29 protein-coding genes and 2 other RNA genes are annotated in these 18076 nt (G+C 51.3%); all 31 read right to left on the bottom strand.

Annotated features, from left to right (window positions below; genetic code table 11):
* Nucleotides 1-55 precede the first annotated feature (55 nt).
* Complete coding sequence (locus tag KGF88_RS07720) at nucleotides 56-370, bottom strand: hypothetical protein (protein WP_153825896.1); 315 nt, start codon at nucleotides 368-370, stop codon at nucleotides 56-58.
* Between the two features lie 25 nt (nucleotides 371-395).
* Nucleotides 396-1322: a hypothetical protein gene (locus tag KGF88_RS07715; protein ID WP_153825895.1), complete on the bottom strand. Its 927-nt coding sequence runs from the start codon at nucleotides 1320-1322 to the stop codon at nucleotides 396-398.
* Nucleotides 1323-1326: 4 nt separating this feature from the next.
* Entirely contained in the window at nucleotides 1327-1758 is a 432-nt protein-coding gene (locus tag KGF88_RS07710; RefSeq protein WP_153825894.1) for a phage tail terminator protein, read from the bottom strand.
* Nucleotides 1758-2180, bottom strand: a complete 423-nt coding sequence (locus KGF88_RS07705) for a gp436 family protein (RefSeq protein ID WP_153825893.1) — start codon at nucleotides 2178-2180, stop codon at nucleotides 1758-1760. Before KGF88_RS07705 ends, KGF88_RS07710 begins: the two co-directional genes overlap by 1 nt.
* A 3-nt stretch (nucleotides 2181-2183) precedes the next feature.
* Nucleotides 2184-2669, bottom strand: coding sequence for an HI1506-related protein (locus tag KGF88_RS07700; protein ID WP_153825892.1), 486 nt, complete (start codon nucleotides 2667-2669; stop codon nucleotides 2184-2186).
* An 82-nt stretch (nucleotides 2670-2751) separates the two neighbouring features.
* Nucleotides 2752-3630: a Mu-like prophage major head subunit gpT family protein gene (locus tag KGF88_RS07695; protein WP_153825891.1), complete on the bottom strand. Its 879-nt coding sequence runs from the start codon at nucleotides 3628-3630 to the stop codon at nucleotides 2752-2754.
* Between the two features lie 11 nt (nucleotides 3631-3641).
* A complete protein-coding gene (locus KGF88_RS07690; RefSeq protein ID WP_153825890.1) occupies nucleotides 3642-4040 on the bottom strand; it encodes a hypothetical protein in 399 nt (132 codons plus the stop codon).
* Nucleotides 4040-5218 carry a phage protease gene (locus tag KGF88_RS07685; RefSeq protein WP_153825889.1) on the bottom strand — a complete coding sequence of 393 codons (1179 nt, stop codon included), beginning with the start codon at nucleotides 5216-5218 and terminating at the stop codon, nucleotides 4040-4042. The genes KGF88_RS07690 and KGF88_RS07685 overlap by 1 nt, the downstream gene beginning before the upstream one ends.
* A gap of 261 nt (nucleotides 5219-5479) precedes the next feature.
* Nucleotides 5480-5917, bottom strand: coding sequence for a phage virion morphogenesis protein (locus tag KGF88_RS07680; RefSeq protein WP_153825888.1), 438 nt, complete (start codon nucleotides 5915-5917; stop codon nucleotides 5480-5482).
* On the bottom strand, nucleotides 5917-6120 hold the full coding sequence (locus KGF88_RS07675) for a hypothetical protein (RefSeq protein ID WP_153825887.1): 204 nt from the start codon (nucleotides 6118-6120) through the stop codon (nucleotides 5917-5919). Before KGF88_RS07675 ends, KGF88_RS07680 begins: the two co-directional genes overlap by 1 nt.
* Nucleotides 6117-7547, bottom strand: a complete 1431-nt coding sequence (locus KGF88_RS07670; RefSeq protein ID WP_153825886.1) for a phage minor head protein — start codon at nucleotides 7545-7547, stop codon at nucleotides 6117-6119. The genes KGF88_RS07675 and KGF88_RS07670 overlap by 4 nt, the downstream gene beginning before the upstream one ends.
* A complete protein-coding gene (locus KGF88_RS07665; RefSeq protein ID WP_153825885.1) occupies nucleotides 7547-9109 on the bottom strand; it encodes a DUF935 domain-containing protein in 1563 nt (520 codons plus the stop codon). The genes KGF88_RS07670 and KGF88_RS07665 overlap by 1 nt, the downstream gene beginning before the upstream one ends.
* 9 nt (nucleotides 9110-9118) lie before the next feature.
* Nucleotides 9119-10741 (bottom strand): terminase large subunit domain-containing protein, encoded by a 1623-nt coding sequence (locus KGF88_RS07660; protein ID WP_202912490.1) that lies wholly within the window; start codon nucleotides 10739-10741, stop codon nucleotides 9119-9121.
* 16 nt (nucleotides 10742-10757) lie between these two features.
* A complete protein-coding gene (locus tag KGF88_RS07655; RefSeq protein ID WP_162014449.1) occupies nucleotides 10758-11318 on the bottom strand; it encodes a DUF3486 family protein in 561 nt (186 codons plus the stop codon).
* Nucleotide 11319: 1 nt separating this feature from the next.
* Nucleotides 11320-11610 carry an ArsR family transcriptional regulator gene (locus tag KGF88_RS07650; protein WP_153825883.1) on the bottom strand — a complete coding sequence of 97 codons (291 nt, stop codon included), beginning with the start codon at nucleotides 11608-11610 and terminating at the stop codon, nucleotides 11320-11322.
* Nucleotides 11607-11936, bottom strand: a complete 330-nt coding sequence (locus tag KGF88_RS07645; protein WP_153825882.1) for a DUF2730 family protein — start codon at nucleotides 11934-11936, stop codon at nucleotides 11607-11609. The genes KGF88_RS07650 and KGF88_RS07645 overlap by 4 nt, the downstream gene beginning before the upstream one ends.
* Nucleotides 11936-12151, bottom strand: a complete 216-nt coding sequence (locus KGF88_RS07640) for a TraR/DksA family transcriptional regulator (protein ID WP_153825881.1) — start codon at nucleotides 12149-12151, stop codon at nucleotides 11936-11938. The genes KGF88_RS07645 and KGF88_RS07640 overlap by 1 nt, the downstream gene beginning before the upstream one ends.
* The gene (locus KGF88_RS07635) at nucleotides 12151-12678 is read right to left on the bottom strand and encodes a hypothetical protein (protein ID WP_153825880.1); all 528 of its coding nucleotides are present in this window, start codon (nucleotides 12676-12678) and stop codon (nucleotides 12151-12153) included. Before KGF88_RS07635 ends, KGF88_RS07640 begins: the two co-directional genes overlap by 1 nt.
* Complete coding sequence (locus tag KGF88_RS07630; RefSeq protein WP_153825879.1) at nucleotides 12668-13006, bottom strand: hypothetical protein; 339 nt, start codon at nucleotides 13004-13006, stop codon at nucleotides 12668-12670. The genes KGF88_RS07635 and KGF88_RS07630 overlap by 11 nt, the downstream gene beginning before the upstream one ends.
* Nucleotides 13003-13425 (bottom strand): M15 family metallopeptidase, encoded by a 423-nt coding sequence (locus KGF88_RS07625; RefSeq protein ID WP_153825878.1) that lies wholly within the window; start codon nucleotides 13423-13425, stop codon nucleotides 13003-13005. Before KGF88_RS07625 ends, KGF88_RS07630 begins: the two co-directional genes overlap by 4 nt.
* Before the next feature lie 142 nt (nucleotides 13426-13567).
* Nucleotides 13568-14032: a hypothetical protein gene (locus KGF88_RS07620; RefSeq protein ID WP_153825877.1), complete on the bottom strand. Its 465-nt coding sequence runs from the start codon at nucleotides 14030-14032 to the stop codon at nucleotides 13568-13570.
* Nucleotides 14033-14043: 11 nt separating this feature from the next.
* Complete coding sequence (locus KGF88_RS07615; protein WP_153825876.1) at nucleotides 14044-14457, bottom strand: Mor transcription activator family protein; 414 nt, start codon at nucleotides 14455-14457, stop codon at nucleotides 14044-14046.
* Nucleotides 14447-15007, bottom strand: a complete 561-nt coding sequence (locus KGF88_RS07610) for a gp16 family protein (protein ID WP_153825875.1) — start codon at nucleotides 15005-15007, stop codon at nucleotides 14447-14449. The genes KGF88_RS07615 and KGF88_RS07610 overlap by 11 nt, the downstream gene beginning before the upstream one ends.
* Nucleotides 15008-15015: 8 nt before the next feature.
* Nucleotides 15016-15078, bottom strand: an RNA gene (locus KGF88_RS07605) — hammerhead ribozyme type II.
* Nucleotides 15077-15364: a hypothetical protein gene (locus KGF88_RS07600; protein ID WP_153825874.1), complete on the bottom strand. Its 288-nt coding sequence runs from the start codon at nucleotides 15362-15364 to the stop codon at nucleotides 15077-15079. Before KGF88_RS07600 ends, KGF88_RS07605 begins: the two co-directional genes overlap by 2 nt.
* A 10-nt stretch (nucleotides 15365-15374) precedes the next feature.
* The gene (locus KGF88_RS07595; RefSeq protein WP_153825873.1) at nucleotides 15375-16046 is read right to left on the bottom strand and encodes a hypothetical protein; all 672 of its coding nucleotides are present in this window, start codon (nucleotides 16044-16046) and stop codon (nucleotides 15375-15377) included.
* Between the two features lie 17 nt (nucleotides 16047-16063).
* Nucleotides 16064-16126: hammerhead ribozyme type II (locus KGF88_RS07590), an RNA gene on the bottom strand.
* Nucleotides 16126-16731, bottom strand: coding sequence for a DUF3164 family protein (locus tag KGF88_RS07585; RefSeq protein WP_153825872.1), 606 nt, complete (start codon nucleotides 16729-16731; stop codon nucleotides 16126-16128). Before KGF88_RS07585 ends, KGF88_RS07590 begins: the two co-directional genes overlap by 1 nt.
* Before the next feature lie 10 nt (nucleotides 16732-16741).
* The gene (locus KGF88_RS07580) at nucleotides 16742-17017 is read right to left on the bottom strand and encodes a hypothetical protein (protein WP_153825871.1); all 276 of its coding nucleotides are present in this window, start codon (nucleotides 17015-17017) and stop codon (nucleotides 16742-16744) included.
* A 1-nt stretch (nucleotide 17018) separates the two neighbouring features.
* The gene (locus tag KGF88_RS07575) at nucleotides 17019-17546 is read right to left on the bottom strand and encodes a hypothetical protein (protein ID WP_153825870.1); all 528 of its coding nucleotides are present in this window, start codon (nucleotides 17544-17546) and stop codon (nucleotides 17019-17021) included.
* Nucleotides 17534-18073 (bottom strand): hypothetical protein, encoded by a 540-nt coding sequence (locus KGF88_RS07570; protein ID WP_153825869.1) that lies wholly within the window; start codon nucleotides 18071-18073, stop codon nucleotides 17534-17536. Before KGF88_RS07570 ends, KGF88_RS07575 begins: the two co-directional genes overlap by 13 nt.
* Between the last annotated feature and the right edge of the window lie 3 nt (nucleotides 18074-18076).

Here is an 18076-nt window from a genome sequence, read left to right as displayed (position 1 = left end):
TCTTCATCTTCATCAGAATTTGAAGAGCCCTTGGCGAGCTGACGGGCGGCGGTTTCTAGTTTTTTGACTCAGAGCCCACCAAGAATCGCAAATAAGCTTGGTAGATAGCTGTGGCGTAATACGGAATGTTGCAAACCTTCCGTACCTTGGCTTCGTCTATCTCTATTGTTTTGGCGGTGTTGCCGCAGCCCAGTAGCGTATGACGGAGTAATGCTTCCTCTCCCAGTGCAGACAGTCGGTTGAACTCATCACGATCAATAAAGCGGAATCGCGCATAGAACTTATGCTTTTCCACCTTGCCGCCGTCTTGAGGAATATCAGCCGTTACCGGCCAGTTCACTTCGTCCACGACCTTAATTTCAAAACCCATGTTCTTACTCCCTGGTAAAGGCGACTTACGACGTCGCCATGGTTTCATCAGCGATCACCCGGAATGGGCAATCGAACGTTAAAACGCCATCTTTGTCGGCGTAGGTAGGCTTGCCGAGCTGAATCGCTGTGGTGGCGATGGTCACAATGTTGCCGGCAGCAGTGCCGTGCACCAATGACATCGGCATGGTTGCGCCCGCAATGTATATCGATGTGGGGTCTAAATCGCCGTGGGCGGGTGCTTCAAAGACGATTTTGCCGTCTGGCTTCCAGTCGGTAATGTGTACTTTTTCTGACCGGGTGCCTTCGGTGTAAATCACCTCATTCTTACCATCAAGCTCGAAGTCGAATAGCTCCAGTTCACTACCATCTAGCGTGAATGTTGTGTGCTTTGAACCGAAGACCGCCGGTTGCTGCCAGCCAGAAAAGTCCGCCGCTGGCATTGCTGCACCCGCAAGACCACCAAAGAGGCCGGTGAATTCAAATTCAATTTTTGCCACTTCGCCCACTTTGCCGAGGTACTTATAAGTGCCGCGAGCACCAACCACTTTATGGTTAACGCCGTCAATGTAAGCGTGCAAAGTAATATCTTTCACCGTGTCATCAACAATGCGGGCATAGCTCACATCCGCTAAATCAACGGTTTCAGAGAAGCCACAGGCTTGCAGTAGCATGGCGTAGTTAGCCGGCGTGACAGCATCACCGCCGCCTGTGAGCTCGACTGAGAATGTCAGTTTGCAGTGCTGGCCAACCACCAAGAACTTGTTGTTACCAGGGCGGCCGTTATCAAACTCACGGTCCACTTCAGTGGCTTCAATCGGCGTGATTTCCAAACCCATGGTTTGAATCGCCACTGGGGTGATTGCGTTATCGATAATATGGTCTTCGCCGTAGACGCCGGCTGCACCAGCGAGCGCGGCGAGTAATAAGCGTTTTTTCGTCTTGCGAGACATGGTCTTATCCTCTAAATGTGTATCGGCAACGGTATTGCTCTAGCCAAAAAGCGGCCGATGCGCTAAATGACACAATGCGGCCCTGGTCAAATAGGAGGGTTTCCATGCCATCTGGCTCCCACCCTAGTAAGTGTTTGCGTACGAGCTGCTTTAAATACTCCAAACGCTCTATCGCATCTTTGCCAAAAGTGTCGTTGATATTGCGACACGCAATGACAACACCCACGGTGGCTTGTATATGCTGTTGAAAGCGCATCGTGGTTAACTCTTGCGGCGCACCTCGATCAGCCATCGGCACAATAAAGGCCGTATCCGCTGCAATGCGGTTGCCCTTAATTACCGAATCGAGGTTGGTGGCCGATTCAATGGTCTTGAATACGGGCTGGCCATCAATAGCCAGTGCACGTAGCCGCGCCTCGACCTGCTCGCGCAACATCAGATAAAGCCTTTTGATTTATTGCGGTTGAACACGTTGCCGCCCGACTGAATTTCGGGTAAGTCTGTCGAGCCTGGTGAGCCGCCGTCGGTGTGAATGCCCAACGTGACTTCGCCTTTGCCAACAGATTTAAGAAATGCAATGGCGGTTTCGTACCGCTTAGTGACGACCGTGGGCGCTTCATTGTCGTACAGTTGATAGCGGGCGATATCTGCGCAAATTGGCGTCAATACGCTCGGCACCGGCTGAAGCGGCAATTCATAACGGCCAAGCAGATAACCATCAATCAACGCCGAAGCGTCATCAATGGCGTGCTGTGCAACGCTCTGGTCAACCGCGCCGCTTCCAGCGCGGTCGGTTAGCGCAATCAGTTCAGCTTCGCTGTAACGCGCCACAAGGTCAGTCACTAGGCAGTACGGCATCGTTTACGCACCAATCAGTTGTTTGTAACCATCCCACACCGCATCGCGGTCTGAGGCGCTTGGCTTAACAGTTTTGCCGTCCACTTCAACCGCCAAGTCATCAACATTCGGTTTGCCCTGGGCGTTAAGCTCAAGGGCACCTGATTTATGTAGTTGGTGAAGCGCAGCGGCATAATGCGCTAAGCCTTCTGGTTCAAATTTGGACAAGTCGATTTCGTCCGGAGCTGCCACATCAAATGTCACTTTCTCAGCTTTCTTACTGTTAGCTCCGGTGTCATCGGTTGTGGTTTTTTTTGCGTTACCCATAACGCCTTCATCGGTCGCGGGTTTGCGCGTCACCACAATGCGCGGGTCTGCCTCAAACTGCGCCAATTGCGCCTCGGTCAACTCCAGTTCGTTCTTGCCTGCTAGCAAGTCAATGCCCGCTCGGCGATAACCGTCAGCGGCAGAAACAGCTGCAATCACCGCAATTAAAGTCTGCTTAGTCATGATCTTTTCCTTCGTTAAAAAATGCCGCCCGCCAAACTGCACAGGCGGCACCAGGGAGGTGTGCTAACGCAATGCGTTAACGTTACTCAAGCCAAGGTACAACCAGAACTTCAACAGCCTTGTAGTTCGGGTTGCTCGCGCCGCCTTCTTTGTTCATCACTTCAATGACGTTGTTGGCTTTGGCGCGGTTCTTCGGACCCACCACTAAAAGGTTCGGGCGGACACCTAATGGGCGACCTTCGTCTGATTTGAGCGCCATCATGGCTTCAAGCGCTGCATCAAAGTTAGCCTCAGTCAGGTCGGCCTTTGAGCCAAACGCCAACTGCCACAAACCAAAACCAGCATTCACACGAGCGTCAACACCGTACTCGTATTCATCACGCAACCAGGTGCTCTCAGCGGTTTCGTCCTGACGAGACTTCAAGTCGTAATCGCGGCGCTTTTGGAAGATGATTGGTTTTAATGGGCGGTTGGTGTCAAGTAAGTACCATGGCACGCCGGCACCGGCCTGCATGTTACTCACTGACTCATCGCCAACCTTGTGGTCGGTGTCGAAGAAGTTTTGGCCGTCATAGCACAGCTGGTCAAAACCCTGCGCCAATAAGCCAAACACCAATTCGTCCGGGTGTGTCTTAGCAGCATGACCCATCTCCTCAAATAGAGGGGTAAACACGCCATACGTATCGTCTTCGATGTCATCACGCGGAATAGCAATGGTTGACTCGAATTTTTCGTTGGTGATGGAGTAGCTATGCGCCTTTAAGTTCTTCACGGTGCGGTCGCCAATCCACTTCTGTAATCGTGGGAACTGGCCTAGCCACTTATAGTTTTCTTCTTTGGTACTCGATGGCACCACCGTCGCAATGCGACTTTGATACTCAGTGGCATCCTTTAAGCCCTTGTTAAAAGCAGTTTTAACAGCGGTATAAATGATGCTTAAGTTCGCTTTGTTGATAATCATGAAAACGCCCCTTAAGCGATATCGACCCAAACGCCATCGGCGTTTACGTCAATGATTTTGCCAAGAGCTGAACGTGTCGCAGCACCGTCACTGTTTGCAACAGTTTGGTCATCAACGACATATGCCAGCCCACCAATATCGGCGCGAGTAATCGTGCCGTCGTTAGCAACCTTGTGGCAGCCCCGGCGCGAAAGCACAGTGGCCACACCCGCTGCACCAGCGCGGTTATCAACATGCTCTTGAGCAATGCCGCGTGGAGTTAAGCCGGTTGCGGTTGAACCAGGGACAGCGTCACCAGCCGCATTGAGCATGGTGATACCGCCAGCGAAAATGCGCACCGCTGCGGCAACCGGGTCTTGAACCACGGTTAACTCCGAGCGTGCCGTATTGCGGTCTTCAGTGAGTTGCATTACTTGGCTCCCTTCGTTTTGCGATACTCAGCAGGGTCGATGCCGCAGTTTTTGCAAATTGCGAGTTCATCCGCTGTGAGTTCGACGTCGTTATCTGGCACCGTGGTGGTTTTATCACCACCTTTGCCGGTGGCACTGTCGTCACCTTTGCGCACGAGCGCTGCAATAGCAGGGCGCGTTGCCAAGTTTGACTTCAACGCCTCGACACCGTGAGTTGCGGCCAAGTTTTTCGCCCAGTCTTCTTCGGCTGGAATTAAGCGACCTTGTTGGCGCGCAGTTTCGATTAACGCGGTAATTTGCGTTTCCTCATCGCCACTCTTGAGGGCTGCGATTTGCTCGCGCAATTCATTGGCCACTTCAATTGGGACGAATTTGGCTGGATCAGCCTGCTTGCTCTTCAGTGCTGCGACTTGCGTAGTCAGCTCGTCTGATTTGGCGGCCGTTGCTTTCAAAGCAGCAATAGCTGTGTTTGCCTTATCAGCAAGAGCCTTGCACGCGGCAGCGTCTTCGAGGGCTTTTTCCTCAAATTCGATACCGAGCGTCGCGAGCAACAGTTTCATTGCTTCGTTCATCGGACTATCTTCCTGTGTTGGAGTGATGCCCGAATCTTCGGGCGGTTGGGAACTGGAGCTGAAATGCTTCATAGCGGCGATAGACTTCATGCCGTCTAAGCCGGGGTCGTTAGTCAGTGCAGCGTGGTAAAGGTCGGTTACTTCACCGGTCTCGCGGTCATAGGCGAACACCGCTGACACGTAGCGATACTCTTCATTTTCAATATAGGCTTTAGCTTTAGCTGTCCAGCGCGGCTCAATGGCAAACAGGCCTTCGCCTGGGATGTATTCCAGCTCGCGGAACCATCCGGCTGCTGGAGCTTCACGACCATTCTCTTCGGCATGCAGCGTTTGATGTTCGTAATCGAAGTGCAAGTCATTGGCGCGCGCCGACACTCGCTGAATCAATCGCTCAGCGATATCTTTATCAAGCTTCCAATAAGGGGCATCGTGCGGACGACCATCTTTTGCGGCACGGAAAACACCGTCTGGCAGCAGTTGAACGCGCTTCTTGCCAACGTCCGCCTGCGTCATTACGGTGCTCAAAGCAGCAAGAGCCGAGCGGTTTGGCTCGGTACGGCTGGCCGTCAAAGCGGCAATTGGGGTTTGGGTGTGTTTCGTTTTCATGCCCCCATCATGGCGGGGGCGTCGGTGAGCTTGGGATTAAAGAGTTTTGCTACTTTCTTGGGGTTTGGGGGTGGTTCTTAGTGCCGCCACTATGAATAATGGTCGGGCGATTTTCAACCAGAAAATAATCATTTTGCCCGGCAGCGGACAATGGGGTTTTATCTTTCATGTGGGATAGTGTTTAAAACCCGTTTAAATTTTCCGTGGCGGCATTATCTCAACGAATACTGGTGTATGTAGCCAAACGTTAATTTATGCTGCTTAAATCGCTTCTGAGAGATGCGCGCGGAAAATCTGCACCACCACATCACTGTCCGATGGCGACAAACCAAGCCAAGGTCGAGCGGGCAAGTTATTTTCTTCGTAACCAAAATGATGCGCCGCACCATATTCCATTGGCGTGCCGAATAGCAGCTCGCTGCCGCTGGGGTTGTAATTTAGCGTACCCATAAGAAAGCCATCTTCAATCAGTATTTCGCTGGGGCGCTTGGCGCGTTTTTTGTAAGCCTCGCTCAGCGGTGCCCAGGCCTGACCATCGGGCGACTCGCCGGCCTTGAATCGGTCTTGATGCGACTCAATCAGGTATTCGCCAATCTCCGCAAACGGTTCAGCAAGGTCTTGTGCTTGGCTACGCAGTGACGCAATGGCCGCCGCAATGACCTGTGTGGTCGCATCAATTTCAATTCGTGCACCAGCCATCAGTGAAGCTCATCCATAAGTTGCATGCGTAATTGCGGGTCTTGTACGCTCATAAGAAAGGTTTCGATTAAGTCGGCAATAGCGTCTTTGTCGTCGCCTTTAGCGCTTCGCATTAAACGATTTAGCTCTTTGGCATTTGCTAGCGTTGGGTCACTGGCCGCAATGCGCATGGCTGCGGATATTACATCGGGTTCTTGACTCATGGTTTCCATTTTCCTTTTTCAGTTGAACTTAAGGCTGATGTCATTTGCTCATCAATCCAACGCGCTATTTGAGGGTTGTAAATCATCAATTCGTCGCGGGCAAAGAACCACAATACAAAGTGCTCAGCAAAGAACTCTTCGGCATTCGTCGCACCGTAACGCGTGACTGAGGCCGCACTTAATGACTGTGGCCATGATGATTGGCCGCCCCAAAAGTGTACTTGGTGGCCAAGCTCGTGCAGCCACGTTATCAAGATGCCATCATCATTATAGCCCTTTTGTCGCAGGCGGCGTGAAACTGACCACTCGGTGGTGCCGATGGTACGCTCGGTGATCAGGTTTTTTACCTCATCGCGAATACGGTTCAAATCAACATTGGATAACCGCGTCGTGGATTTAACTTTAACCACAGTAAAATCCCACGGTAATGCGGTATAGCCAGCAGCGCGGGTTGCACGCCCATAGGTCCACTGACGGTCGCGTGAATTTAACCCTAAGTACGCTGCCACATCGTCCTGTATTGCGTAAGAGGCCCGATTGCGCGTGCCAATTTCTGCCTGCTTAATAAACAGCGTCTTGGTTGGATGCACGGCCATAAATGAAGCAAGTTGTTCAACTGAAGTGCCCAGCGCCTGCGGTGCGTTTGCCCAAACGGAATTGATGGCGTTGTTGTTAACCCCAGATACCGTTGAGAATAAATCAGGCACCACGCGGGGTGGGGGCGCAAAATCCTGCGCTTTCCGAGCAGCCATCTTTTGTATGGCCCTACGCTCAAGGCTTGAGCCAGGTGCGTACTCAAACCCCGGATCAACGCCGCGTGGTAACGTGAACACCTCGCCGGTAACTTTGTCGGTCCAGTCATAGGTGCCGTCATTTGGTGCTTGCCCTGGTGTTAGTCCACGGCGACGCATTTCGTTTTCGCTGCGCCCGAAAACCTTGCATGAGCAGCCATAACCACTAGCAGGGAAATGCGTTTGCCACCACGGATCATCTTTAGGCAGCACTAATCCATCCCATGATAAATGCAACACGCGAGGCACGCGTGAATCGCCGTGGCGATACTCCCAGTATGGAAAGCGCTGCAATTGCTCGTACCGCCCGGCGTTGTAGCTCTGGCGCACGTTGGTGGAATAAATAGTTGATGCGCGCCAACCAGGGGTGCCGGTGTGCTCCCATCCGTGGCGAGCAACGATGTTATTAAACTCACGTTTAAACCAACCTATAGAGCGACCATTGGCAATGGCTTCGTCAACGGCTGACCGAAAGTCATTAAGCAAATCGTTTTTCATGGCACCGGCCACCATAAACGCCTTGTCGTGAGCTGCCGCCCAAATATCCGCCCAGCGCTCAGTTGGCACGTTCAGCTTTTGCCGAAAGTACGCTATGGCCTCTTCAAATGGCAGCGAGCCATACTTAGCGCTCGACATTAAACGCCGTCCTCAACATCGGAACGGCCGGCCAGCTCTGATGCCAATATCATTTGTGCAAATAAGCGAGTTACTTCATCGCTTGAAATATCCAGCTCGGCAAGTGCGTCTTGCAGCTCTTCTAATGACGTTGCGTTCTCGACTAGCGCTTTGACTTCATCGGTCATATCGTTAAGTAACGGCTGCATACGTGTGCCTAACTGTTCGGTCATGGCCTGCGTTGCATCATCATCAACACCAGGCTCCCGGCGCAGTGTCGCAATAGCCCGCTTAGTGGCGGCAGTTGGCTGCGGCGGAAAACCGCTGTTGAGCGTTAGTAAATCTTTGTCGTCCACCGCCTCTGGGATGTTGGCTTTCTCATGCGCCCATTTGCGCGATATGCGCATGCCTGCGCCAACCAAGCTGTTGAGTGACGTGCTGAAGCTTTCAAGGTCTTCTGCATCTTTGGTGTCAAAACTAAAGCGCATGCGGCGTTGCGCACTGGTGAAGCTTTTACCGTTTAGCATATAAAACGGCATAATAAGCTGCTCGGTTAACGTGCGGCCAATTTGCTTCACATCGGAATCGCGCAGCTCTTGGCGCACTTCATTATGCACATTACCTAGCGCATTGGTTGATGTTGCGCCATCTGCCTGGCTGGTTAAGGTGCCGCCCAAAATCGCTTTTGACTGTGATTGTTCAGCCCAGGTGATCATGGTTTTGTATGGGTCTGAGGTTCCTTTGGCCGCATCTTTAAATTCAATGTCCATACCTTTTGGAATGATCCCGCCGGCATTGTGGCCAATTGACATCACGGCTTTTAATAGTGTGCTCTTTTCGTCGCGAGTCGCACCAGTTGGATATTTACCCAGGCGCAGCGGCAACCCGTAAATCTCAAGAAACTCAGCTAAGTCACGAACTGAGTAGTTCTTAAATAAATATGGCCACGCCAAAACCCGCACCAACCCAGTGCGCGCGAGATAACCAGACTTGGCCTGATGACGATGCACCACCCAATTCAGCGGATTTAACACTTGACCTTCTGGTGTGTTGTCGCGCAAACGAATTTCGTTGCGGTACAAGCTGTGGGTTTTAAACCACGCCGGGTCGCGCCACTCAAAATCAGGCAACCACAACTTATCTGTGTAGTTCCACGTCATTTCTGTTGCGCTAAAACCTTTGGTTATGGCGTCACCCATATCCAAAATCAAATCATCGAGAAAGTCGCTATCTTCGAGCCACTCAGTGATCATTTCAGCATCGCGAATCTCTTCTCTACTGGCATCCTTGGGCGGCTCAATCACCCAATCAACGCTCAGCATTGCGCGCTTGCGCTTTTGCAGCTCTGAGAAGATATGAGCATCTTTTTCTTCCATGTCTTCGGCAAGCTCGCACTGTGTAACCAGATTACCCGTCTCTGCATCGGACAAAATAGCAGCCAGCCGCGTTGGGGTTAACCCGCGACTGGGGTGGTTACTAAAATGCTGAAGCAAGTGCGAAACTTCGGAGCGCTGCGTTTGTGCCTCTTGCAGTGCGGCCAAATCGACCCGCTCGCCGTTGTATACTTTTATTCTTGGCTTCATGAATCTCTCCTACCAGCCGCCACTAGCAGTGTGCCATGGCTCGTCGTCATCTATATCCTGCTCGCGACGCTTGCTTGGTAGCGCCTCGAACTCTATTGGTGCGCCATCCATCCACGACGCCCGCTCGGCCATAGCCAAAGCTACAGCAAAATCGCCGTGACGCTTGGTGCCGTCGCTCTGCCTGTCGCTACCCTTATCAATTTTCGGTATCCCGTTTTTCACCTGAACCTTAGCAAAGTCATCAAGTACATTCTGGTGGCGCGGCAGCTCATAGGTTCCATCCTCAAACGCGGCTTTCATTTTCGGCATCCATTCGCGGTACCAGGTATCGTTAAGCATGACCTGGTCTACCATTTCTACGCCGTACTTGAGTGCGGCCGCTTCAGCTAAATACCCGCCGTTACCCGTGGCATCAAATGCCATTGCGCGCAGGCGCGGTAATCGCTCTAGCACGTAAAACATAACTTGGCGCTGGGCGTCATAAGTAAGCTTGGATAGTTCAACCATAAACGGGGTGCGTTTCATTAGGTCGGGTTTTATTTCAAGCGGCAAAAACACGGTCATATCGCCGCGACGGGCAAAGTCCTCACCAAATACATGCTGGTGCAGTGGGTTGAGTTTTTCGAGTAGTGGCAGTAAATTCACTTCACACCACATTTCGATAAAGTCATCGCGTGCCTGCTCGCTGCGCAATTCAAAATCCTTTGGCGCTTGCAGTTGAATAATCGGAATTGAGCGGTCGGCCACCATGGCTTGCTCAATGAGTACACGCTTAATATAGTGGCCGCCGCTTTGCTTCGGAATACAACCGTATTCCTCATCTGCTGACGCTTCATCCGGTGCGTTCTTATAGAGCTTATCGCGCCACTCCTGCTGCGCCTCCAGCGACCATTCCTTGCCGTTAACGTAACAAATGCGCTTGTATAAGCCCTCAGCAATGGCATCATCAAGCGTGATAGTGTGTACGGAGTAATCTTTGCGGCCAGCACGGGCGTCTTCAATGTATTGATTGAAAAGGTTATCAATGCCGTTGTGCGTTGAAATAACACGTACGCGGTTGCCCCACATGGTGAGCGCCATCGCTGCCTTTAAAAGCTCGTTTAACGCCTCATGAAACGCAGCCTCATCAATTACCACATCACCTTGCAAACCCCGCAAGTTCGATGGGCGAGAGCTGAGTGCTTGAATTTTAAAGCCGCTATTGGGAAAGCGGATCATGTAGCTGAGTATTTCTTCTTTCTTGCCTTCATCCCAGAACGTCTGTTCGTAAACGTCGGCTTCAGCCAGCTGATTGTAAGCTTTGGCAAATAAGGAACAGGCCGCAATGTACTCCAGCGCCATTTCCTTTTTGGAGCCAACATAAAACACGTTCGCGCCTTGGCGGCGTTTCGGCTTGGCCGCCGTCATGACGTTGTCGCTGGCCTCTGCCCAAGTGATACCGGTACGGCGCGATTTCTCACAAATCTTAATCTGCGCGTCATCCATCACCCAGCGCGCCTGATAAGGAAGCAACACCGGCTGTTTGGCCGGTGATAAACTCTGAGCGGTATCCGGAAGTTCAACGCCGGCATCTTGGCACGCTTCACGCAGGTTAATTTTGCGTGGTGCCGATATAACTCTTAAGTCAGCCATCGCCATACTCCACGGGTTACTCCTTGCCGAGCAAGATGCCTCGGATGCGGTTCTCTAAGTCTTCAGACATGCCATCAGCACCGCGCAAGTCGGTTTCAACCTCTTCGGCAATGCGTTTGCGAATTTCAATCTCGCGCTTAGTTGATTCAACCGCTGCCTTCTCTAGGCGTTCAATAGCGTGTGATAAGTCCTTGAGCATTTTGGGCTCAACGGTCTCGCCGCTATCGCTCATTTTTAACACCTGGTCAAATGCCAAGGTGCGCACCATCTCAATCAGTAGCTGTGAAACTTCGCCAGTGGGCTCCGTGCCTAGCTTTGATATCCATTGGTCAGATATGGCACGCGCCTCACGAATGCGCTGGCCAACCGTTTCCATTGAGGTTGCGTAACGATTAAGCCCCGAGCGTGACAGCTTCAAATCATCAGAAAGACCAGATGCATCAATCGCTTGATTCACCTGCCCAAGAATGTCGGCTTGCGTGAACTTCTTGTCGCGCAGGAGTTTATCCAGGCGGCTTTTAATCTGACCCGGCAGCAAGTCAACTTTTGAAGGCTTCCCGCGTGTTTTTTTGGTCACGTTATGCTCTCCGACGCTTTACGCCAGGCCATGTAATAATGCCTTCGGCAACGTCTTGGCCACTGCTGGTTAATTTGGCTATGGTGTAGCCAGTGTGACTCTCTGTTGTGACTAAGCCTTGACGCTCAAGCCACGCCAGTTGGCTGCGACACTCGTCGGCACTCATGGTGTTGCCAAAGTGGGCGCACACAGTACGAATTTCGCTGTCATTCATCCGGTAGCTAGGCTCGTTGAGTAGCGCTATCAAGATGGATAAGCGAAAGCTTTCAGCGCGAATTTCACGTAAACTCATTTGTTTCTTAGCTCCTTCTCAATCAGCATATCAACGTGATTGCTTAGCTGTTTAATCCAAGGTTCAACGCGCTTTATATCTGAGCTAACATCGCTCAGTTTGCGCTCTAACTGCCTCACATCGTGATGTGTGGGTTGATTGGCCACCGCATCCTCAACGCGTTGCAGTCGTAAATTCATCGATGCAAATTGGTTGCTCGTATTATCTTCGTTACTCTCCACGCGCTGGCGTGAAGCAAAGTTCTTTGACAGCCACAGCGACACCAACAGCATCACGCCTTGCATGATGACAATGATGTACGGCGCATAATCCTTTACCCAATCCATTAACGCCTCCGTTCGTGGTCTGTCTGGCAACTAATACAGCGTGCCGCGTCGGGGAGTAACGCAATACGCGCAGGCTCCACCGGCTCATCGCAATCAATGCACACGCGCACGCCATCGTGCATGCGAGGTGCTTCGCGTTTCCGATGGCGCGCCCGGCTGATTGCCTGATCACGTTGCCGCTGTTCTAATTCTTGTGCGCGGTCAAATTCATCCATTACTTCTTGCCTAAAAACTTGAACTTGTTGCCAAAGCCATCAATAGTGCGAAATCCCATGTAAGCCCAAACCGGTGACAGGATAATGCCTGCCATTTCCCAGCTTGCGCCAGTGCCTACATCAAAGGCATTTAAGACTTCCATGACACCGATATAGAGCGCACCAAAATAAAACGAACGGCGCGCAATCTTAGGGCGAGTGCGGCGCACGTATTCATCCTCAGCCGTATCACCGGTGCGAATGGTTTCTTGCTGCTGCTCATGTTGATGCTGCTGATCTTTCAGCTTCGCCATTTCGGCTTGAAACTGAAGCTCGCGCAATTGCTTGCGCTCATCGCTTTCCATTTGCTTAATCGCAACCATGGCGTTCGGGTCAGTTTGAAGCTTCTCCAAGATTTTGTTGGGGTCGTTCTCCACCCCTAGCCAGCTAGCAACAAGTGCACCTGCTGCACCACCTGCTGGACCACCCAAGAGCGAACCAATAACCGGGGCGTTACCCCCAATGAAGTCTTTTACTTTATCCCACATGACGGGCCTCACGAGCATTGCCAAACAAGCGTTGGCGGGTTTCATCAAACAGGCGCTTGCCAGTCAGTGGCTCGCTTGCGTCTGCGGTGTTCAATAAAATCAGGCGGCGAATGTCCATATCGGTTACAGCACTCCACCCGGCGCGATAGCTATTTGCCAAATGAACAGGGCCATACGGATTGTTAAAAACGACGGGAGCGCCTTTTAAATGACGGTTAAACTCAGCAGCAAGCCGGTCGTTCCAACCGGTTGTGAAGCGCTTGCGCGAGCCGTGAAAGCCGCGCGATGGTACATTTGGTGGTAGTAGTTTGATTGCATCTAAACTCATAGCGCACCCACCAACTCAAAGTGAGGACCATCCAGAAAGCGCTCGTCGTCACTTCGCCCGTTTCGATTCCAGTCGCCACCCCAGCGCAGGTTGACACCTAGCTCGTCAGCGGCAGTGAGCATGGCCTTAGCAATTTCTTCAAAGGCCGGCCAGTCCTCCCACGGTATGCGCCCATTTACCCACGGCCACAAATCCACCGCATGGCTCATACCGTCGGCTTGGGGTAAATGTTTGCTCGCAAGGGTTTTACTGACGCCTTTCTCAACATTGGCGCGCTGCTCTTCAATGGTGCGTATACCGCAGCCAACCATAAAATCAATGCCGCATATCTGAATAGCGCGTGTAACCACAATACAAAGCTGTGGGTGGCATTGTTTAAGACGCAACAAACTGGTTTTGCTGAGGCGGAAATTGCTCATAACGCCCCCATGCAAAAAAAGCCCGCCTGCCTGGCTAACAAGCGAGGCGGGTTTGTGCGCTGTGGATAATTGATGGAGTTTAAAATGTTCATAGCCGCCATGTTGGCGGCTATGCTTTAAAGGAGGGGATTAAAGAGTTTTGCTACTTTATTGAATACGGGCTACGAGCGTATTCGCTGACAGGGTTTATTCTCCGAGGTCCGTAGATTGCGCCATAAACTAACGACCACTCGCCGATATGGTCGCGCGTAACGTCTTCATCAAATTTAATATCACAGATAAAAAACCAGCTTCTCGTCTTGTCTTCGTGCCATTTTCTAAGCAAAAATTCACCGCCAATTGCGAATCGATTTGGCTGTATCTCCCTAACCTCTAACGTTCTCTCTCGAAATCCTAAGTTATCAAAGTCAGCTTTCACTTCGCTCTTATTGATTAGGTCGGTGCATTCATTTTTCTCGGCATTGTAAAACGACTCCAGCAGCCTTTCTTCCTTGGTTTCCGACATCGTATTTACAAACATAACTAATGGGATGATTATGATCGCCAGCAATGCTGCTAACTGGTATTCAATAACAGCCCAGTTTGACTCCTTACGCGTTAAAGACATTCCTTTTCTCCTTATCCAAACAATTTAGCTTGGCGGCGGTCACGCTCAAGTTGACGTTGCTCGCGCAGAATGGCGTAAACTTGCTGCGCGGTCAAATCGAACTCTCGTTGCAGCTCAGCGACATTTCGGCCGTTATAGCGCTGCCAAATCTCAACATCGCGTATTGCTTTGCGTAACCGCTCATCCCGTGGCAAATAAAACTGGCGTCCGCCCATATGGTGCGCTTGGCGCGCAACAAGGCGCTTGGCCAAACTCAGTGCTTTATCCTCATCAAGAGCAACAGCACCCGACATCATTTCATCTTTAAAAATACTCACAAGCTCAGCCAGCGTCTGTGGCCATGCAGTGGTACCAAGCTCTATATCTTCGGCCTTGCTTAATAATTCATCAAGGTTTTTATCTTCTTCAAATAACTCATTTTGCATTTTGACGCTCCCTGTATACTTCGCGCCCAAACACAAAGCGCTCCGTCATAAGGTCATAAGATACAGCAACTTGCTTCAAATTCTCTTCGTATTTTGTGCCTAAATGCTCATCAAGCCATTTAGCCATTAGGCGGACAATCCATTTCTTCAGCGCCTCTAAGACGCGATAAGCCTGATCGCCATCTAGCCAACCGACGTGGCGAACCTTGCTCATCCGGTAAACCCATTTATCCAAAGCTTCTTCCGAGTTGTCCGCTATCAACCCAGCCTTGGCAGCATCAATCCATACAGCGCGAATCACCTTAATTTCACCAACTCGAACACGCGTGCTTGAGGGTGGTGACATGCGCTTTTTAGCTTTCTTTGTACGTACTTTGAAGCCTGTTTTTTTGAAGTTCTCCAGCACTTGATGAAGCTCGCTTAAACTCATATCTTTGCACGACACTTTGCCGCTAACGCCTTTCAGCGTTGCGCGATACGTGTCATCGTCCAAGCCCATGTCGCGTTTCGCCACATGGATAAGCTGAATCAGCTTGGCTTTATTGTTCATTGTGCACCTCTTGGCTGCTCATCAGTGCCTAACAACCACGCTAGGCAGACGCCCAAACGGGCGTTTCGCTTACAACTTAGGGGCGGGTTTCGCCAGCCACCGCCAAAGCTTCTGGTGCCACGGCTTTCTGAGTTCGTGGGCCAGCTCAAGGCTCAAAACCCGGTGGTTAAGGTAAATCATATTTTTCTCGTGGCGCTCAACTACGGCAACCAAGCGTTGGTGCCGAGTGCTCATAGCGTCTAAAACAGCAAGGAACGGCTCAAGCTCTTGCATGTCCTTGCTAGCTTCGTCAGCATTAAGTTCCGCAGATGTCGCTTCTTCACTTCTGTTTAAATGGCTTTCTGTAAACTTTTCCATCTTGAACTCCTCAGTTGGCCAATGGGAAAAACGCACGGTTTACACGGCTGTTCACGACATCTTTAATGTCTTTTAAATGTGCGTTAAATGCGCCGATTCGCCACAGAAGCTCATCGGTATCTAGTGATTCCAGGTGCTTCCGTGAGCAGGTGTGCAAGCCGACATAAACATGCCCAGAATGGCTCTTCATTTTGGCTGCGGCTGATTCGCTCAAGCCTGCTGGGTTGGTACCGCTAGATGAATCATCTTCGCCAGCAACTACCGAGCGGGCGCGGGCTAACTCATGTTCAGCCCAACTACGAGAAGGGCTTCCCATCACCAGAAATGATTCGGTACCGAGTACCGGCTTTTGGGGTTTGACCTCTTGCTTTTCGGTGTCGGCCGTAGGCTCGTCGATATGCTTGTCGTCTTTTTCGTCCTGGTGAAACTCAGGCTCATCTTCGCTAACAAAAACATCCAATCCCTGACTCATACGCTCCAAGGTGGATTCACCGCGTGCCGCAACTTTGATTTGCAAGTTACCCAACTTAATAAGGTAATCGTGCTCAATAAGATAGTCAGTCACGTCGCGGCATTCGTCTTTTTCCAAGTCGAGCGTTTCGCGAATCGCCTTATAACTGCAAGGCCCCAACTCATGCACGGCCTTGAGCACTGCTTTGTAAATTTCTGCTGAATAATCCATTGGTTTCTCCCTAGTAAAATCGGCTGCTCATCAGTGCAAGGCCGCCACGCCAAGCAGACGCCCAGTTGGGCGTTTCGCTTTATACCTTGGTGAAATCTAACGAGATAGGTTCGTAGCCACCACGTTCCGTGCGACGGTGGAAACGCATGTAGGCGCGGCTACCAACCACATTGATGGCATCGCTAATTGCCTGCATAGCCTCTTGCCAACGTGGATCATCAATTTCGTAACGGCGCAACGACAGCACCTCACGAATGTTGATGTTGCCCTCTTTGTCGGTTTCAAATACCCGCTCAACCAACGTCTTTAACTCTGAGCGCGCACCTTGCGACCAGTCACGCACGCACTCTTTGATGAGCTTCTCAGCCACCTGCAATTCGGGCCCAAGGGTAATGCGGTCTTGTACTGCAACCGACAGCTTGTAAGCACCGTCGAAGCTGTACACGGTGACATTGCCTTTTTTGCCGCCAAGGGTTTGCCCGTAGCGCTCGTAAATCAATTCGATGAAGCTACTAAAATCGCCGAACAAGGCCATTTTAAAGGTCTTCAACTCTTCGCTTTTTTCTGCGGCGCGCTTGACCATTTCAATGACAAACTCATGCTTCATCATGTCAATCTGAGAGATGCTTTCGACAGGGATAAGCCGACCCTTTGCATCTTCCATGTAGTTCTCTTTTGTATTCATAGCGGTACCTTTAGTGGGTTTTTGGGGTGTCGTGAATGTGTTTGCCAGTTATCCAGCGCACAGTGCAACCAGCAAACATGCCAGTGCGAATGCGCACCAAATCGCCGGCGGCTTGGCGAACAGCAATTTCAGTAAACGGAGCGGTTAGCGGCAAGTTGGGATGTGGCTCAATGGTGATAACAGGCGACTTGGTTGCCATATACACATTGCACACGGTGATATCTAATGCTTGAAGCTGCTCAACAGCAGTGCAAGCGGCTTGCCATTTTTTCTGTTGTAAGTTCATGTTAGTTACCCTGGTAGTGGTTAAGTTTGTCGGAAAGCTCGCGCACCTTCTTCTCTAACAAATCAATGTATGCAAGCTGCTGCTGTTCAGTGTCGTTACCGGCCTTTAGCTCCGCCTCACGGCGTAAAAGCTCTAATGCGCGGCCAATATCTTCACGCTTTATTTGAGTCGCGCGAGGCTCCTCCAGGTACTGTGATTCAATCAACTCACCACTAAACTGTGGCTTTTGCTGAGAGTGCTCACACCCACTGCGGCAGGCTTTAAAAAAACGCAGATTCATTGGGTTGGAGCCGGGTTTCTTGCGCTGATTGGTAAAGCATTGCTGCGCCGGTATTTCCCCAGCAACGGGGCAAAGCACAGTGCGGTTGAAAAACGCCCCTTCAACGCGCTTTTTCATGCTGTCCAAATTGCCTGGGTACTTATTGTTAACCAGCTGGCTGACAGCGCCACGCGATACGCCCATGACATCGGCGACAGGCCCTAGACCGTGCCGCTCAACTTCGCGTTTTAAAGCTTCTATCCACGGCATAACTCGTCCTCCTTAATGCGGCGAACGTCGTTGTTGTTGGGGTCAGAGCACGACATGGGTGAACAGCGGGGGTATTCGGGGCCCGTGTCGCGGATCAGGCGGTAGCGTGCATAGCCGCCAACTTCACCAGGGCGGCCATGACTCACTTTGCGCACATAACCCCAACGAATGAGCTCGTTGATATAGCGGCTGGCAACACCCATTGACACCTCAGCGGCCGCACAAACCTCGGGCTTACTGAATGAACGGGTAATGCGCATGGTGTTCCAAATCTTTTGGCGAGATGGCAGCTTAACCAGGTATGGCTTATCGCAAACCATGAACACCTTGCAGGCGTTCTTTTTACGTGTAAGCGTGGTTCCCACTTCGGTGACAAGGCCACGGCGACGCAAGCGATTCACCATGGTTTGGGCGTGTTGTAGAGTAACGTCCAATTTACGCATCACATCTTCACGCGTGAACCGCCCCAGCTTGCGCATCGTGACGAGCTGGGCTTCGGTTTTAATTGAAAGTTTGTTCTGGTTCATGGA

It is taken from the genome of Idiomarina loihiensis, assembly GCF_024584785.1.
Taxonomy (GTDB): domain Bacteria; phylum Pseudomonadota; class Gammaproteobacteria; order Enterobacterales; family Alteromonadaceae; genus Pseudidiomarina; species Pseudidiomarina fusca.
The sequence above is the reverse complement of the archived record's forward strand: the minus strand, read 5'-3'. Positions and strand labels throughout refer to the sequence as shown.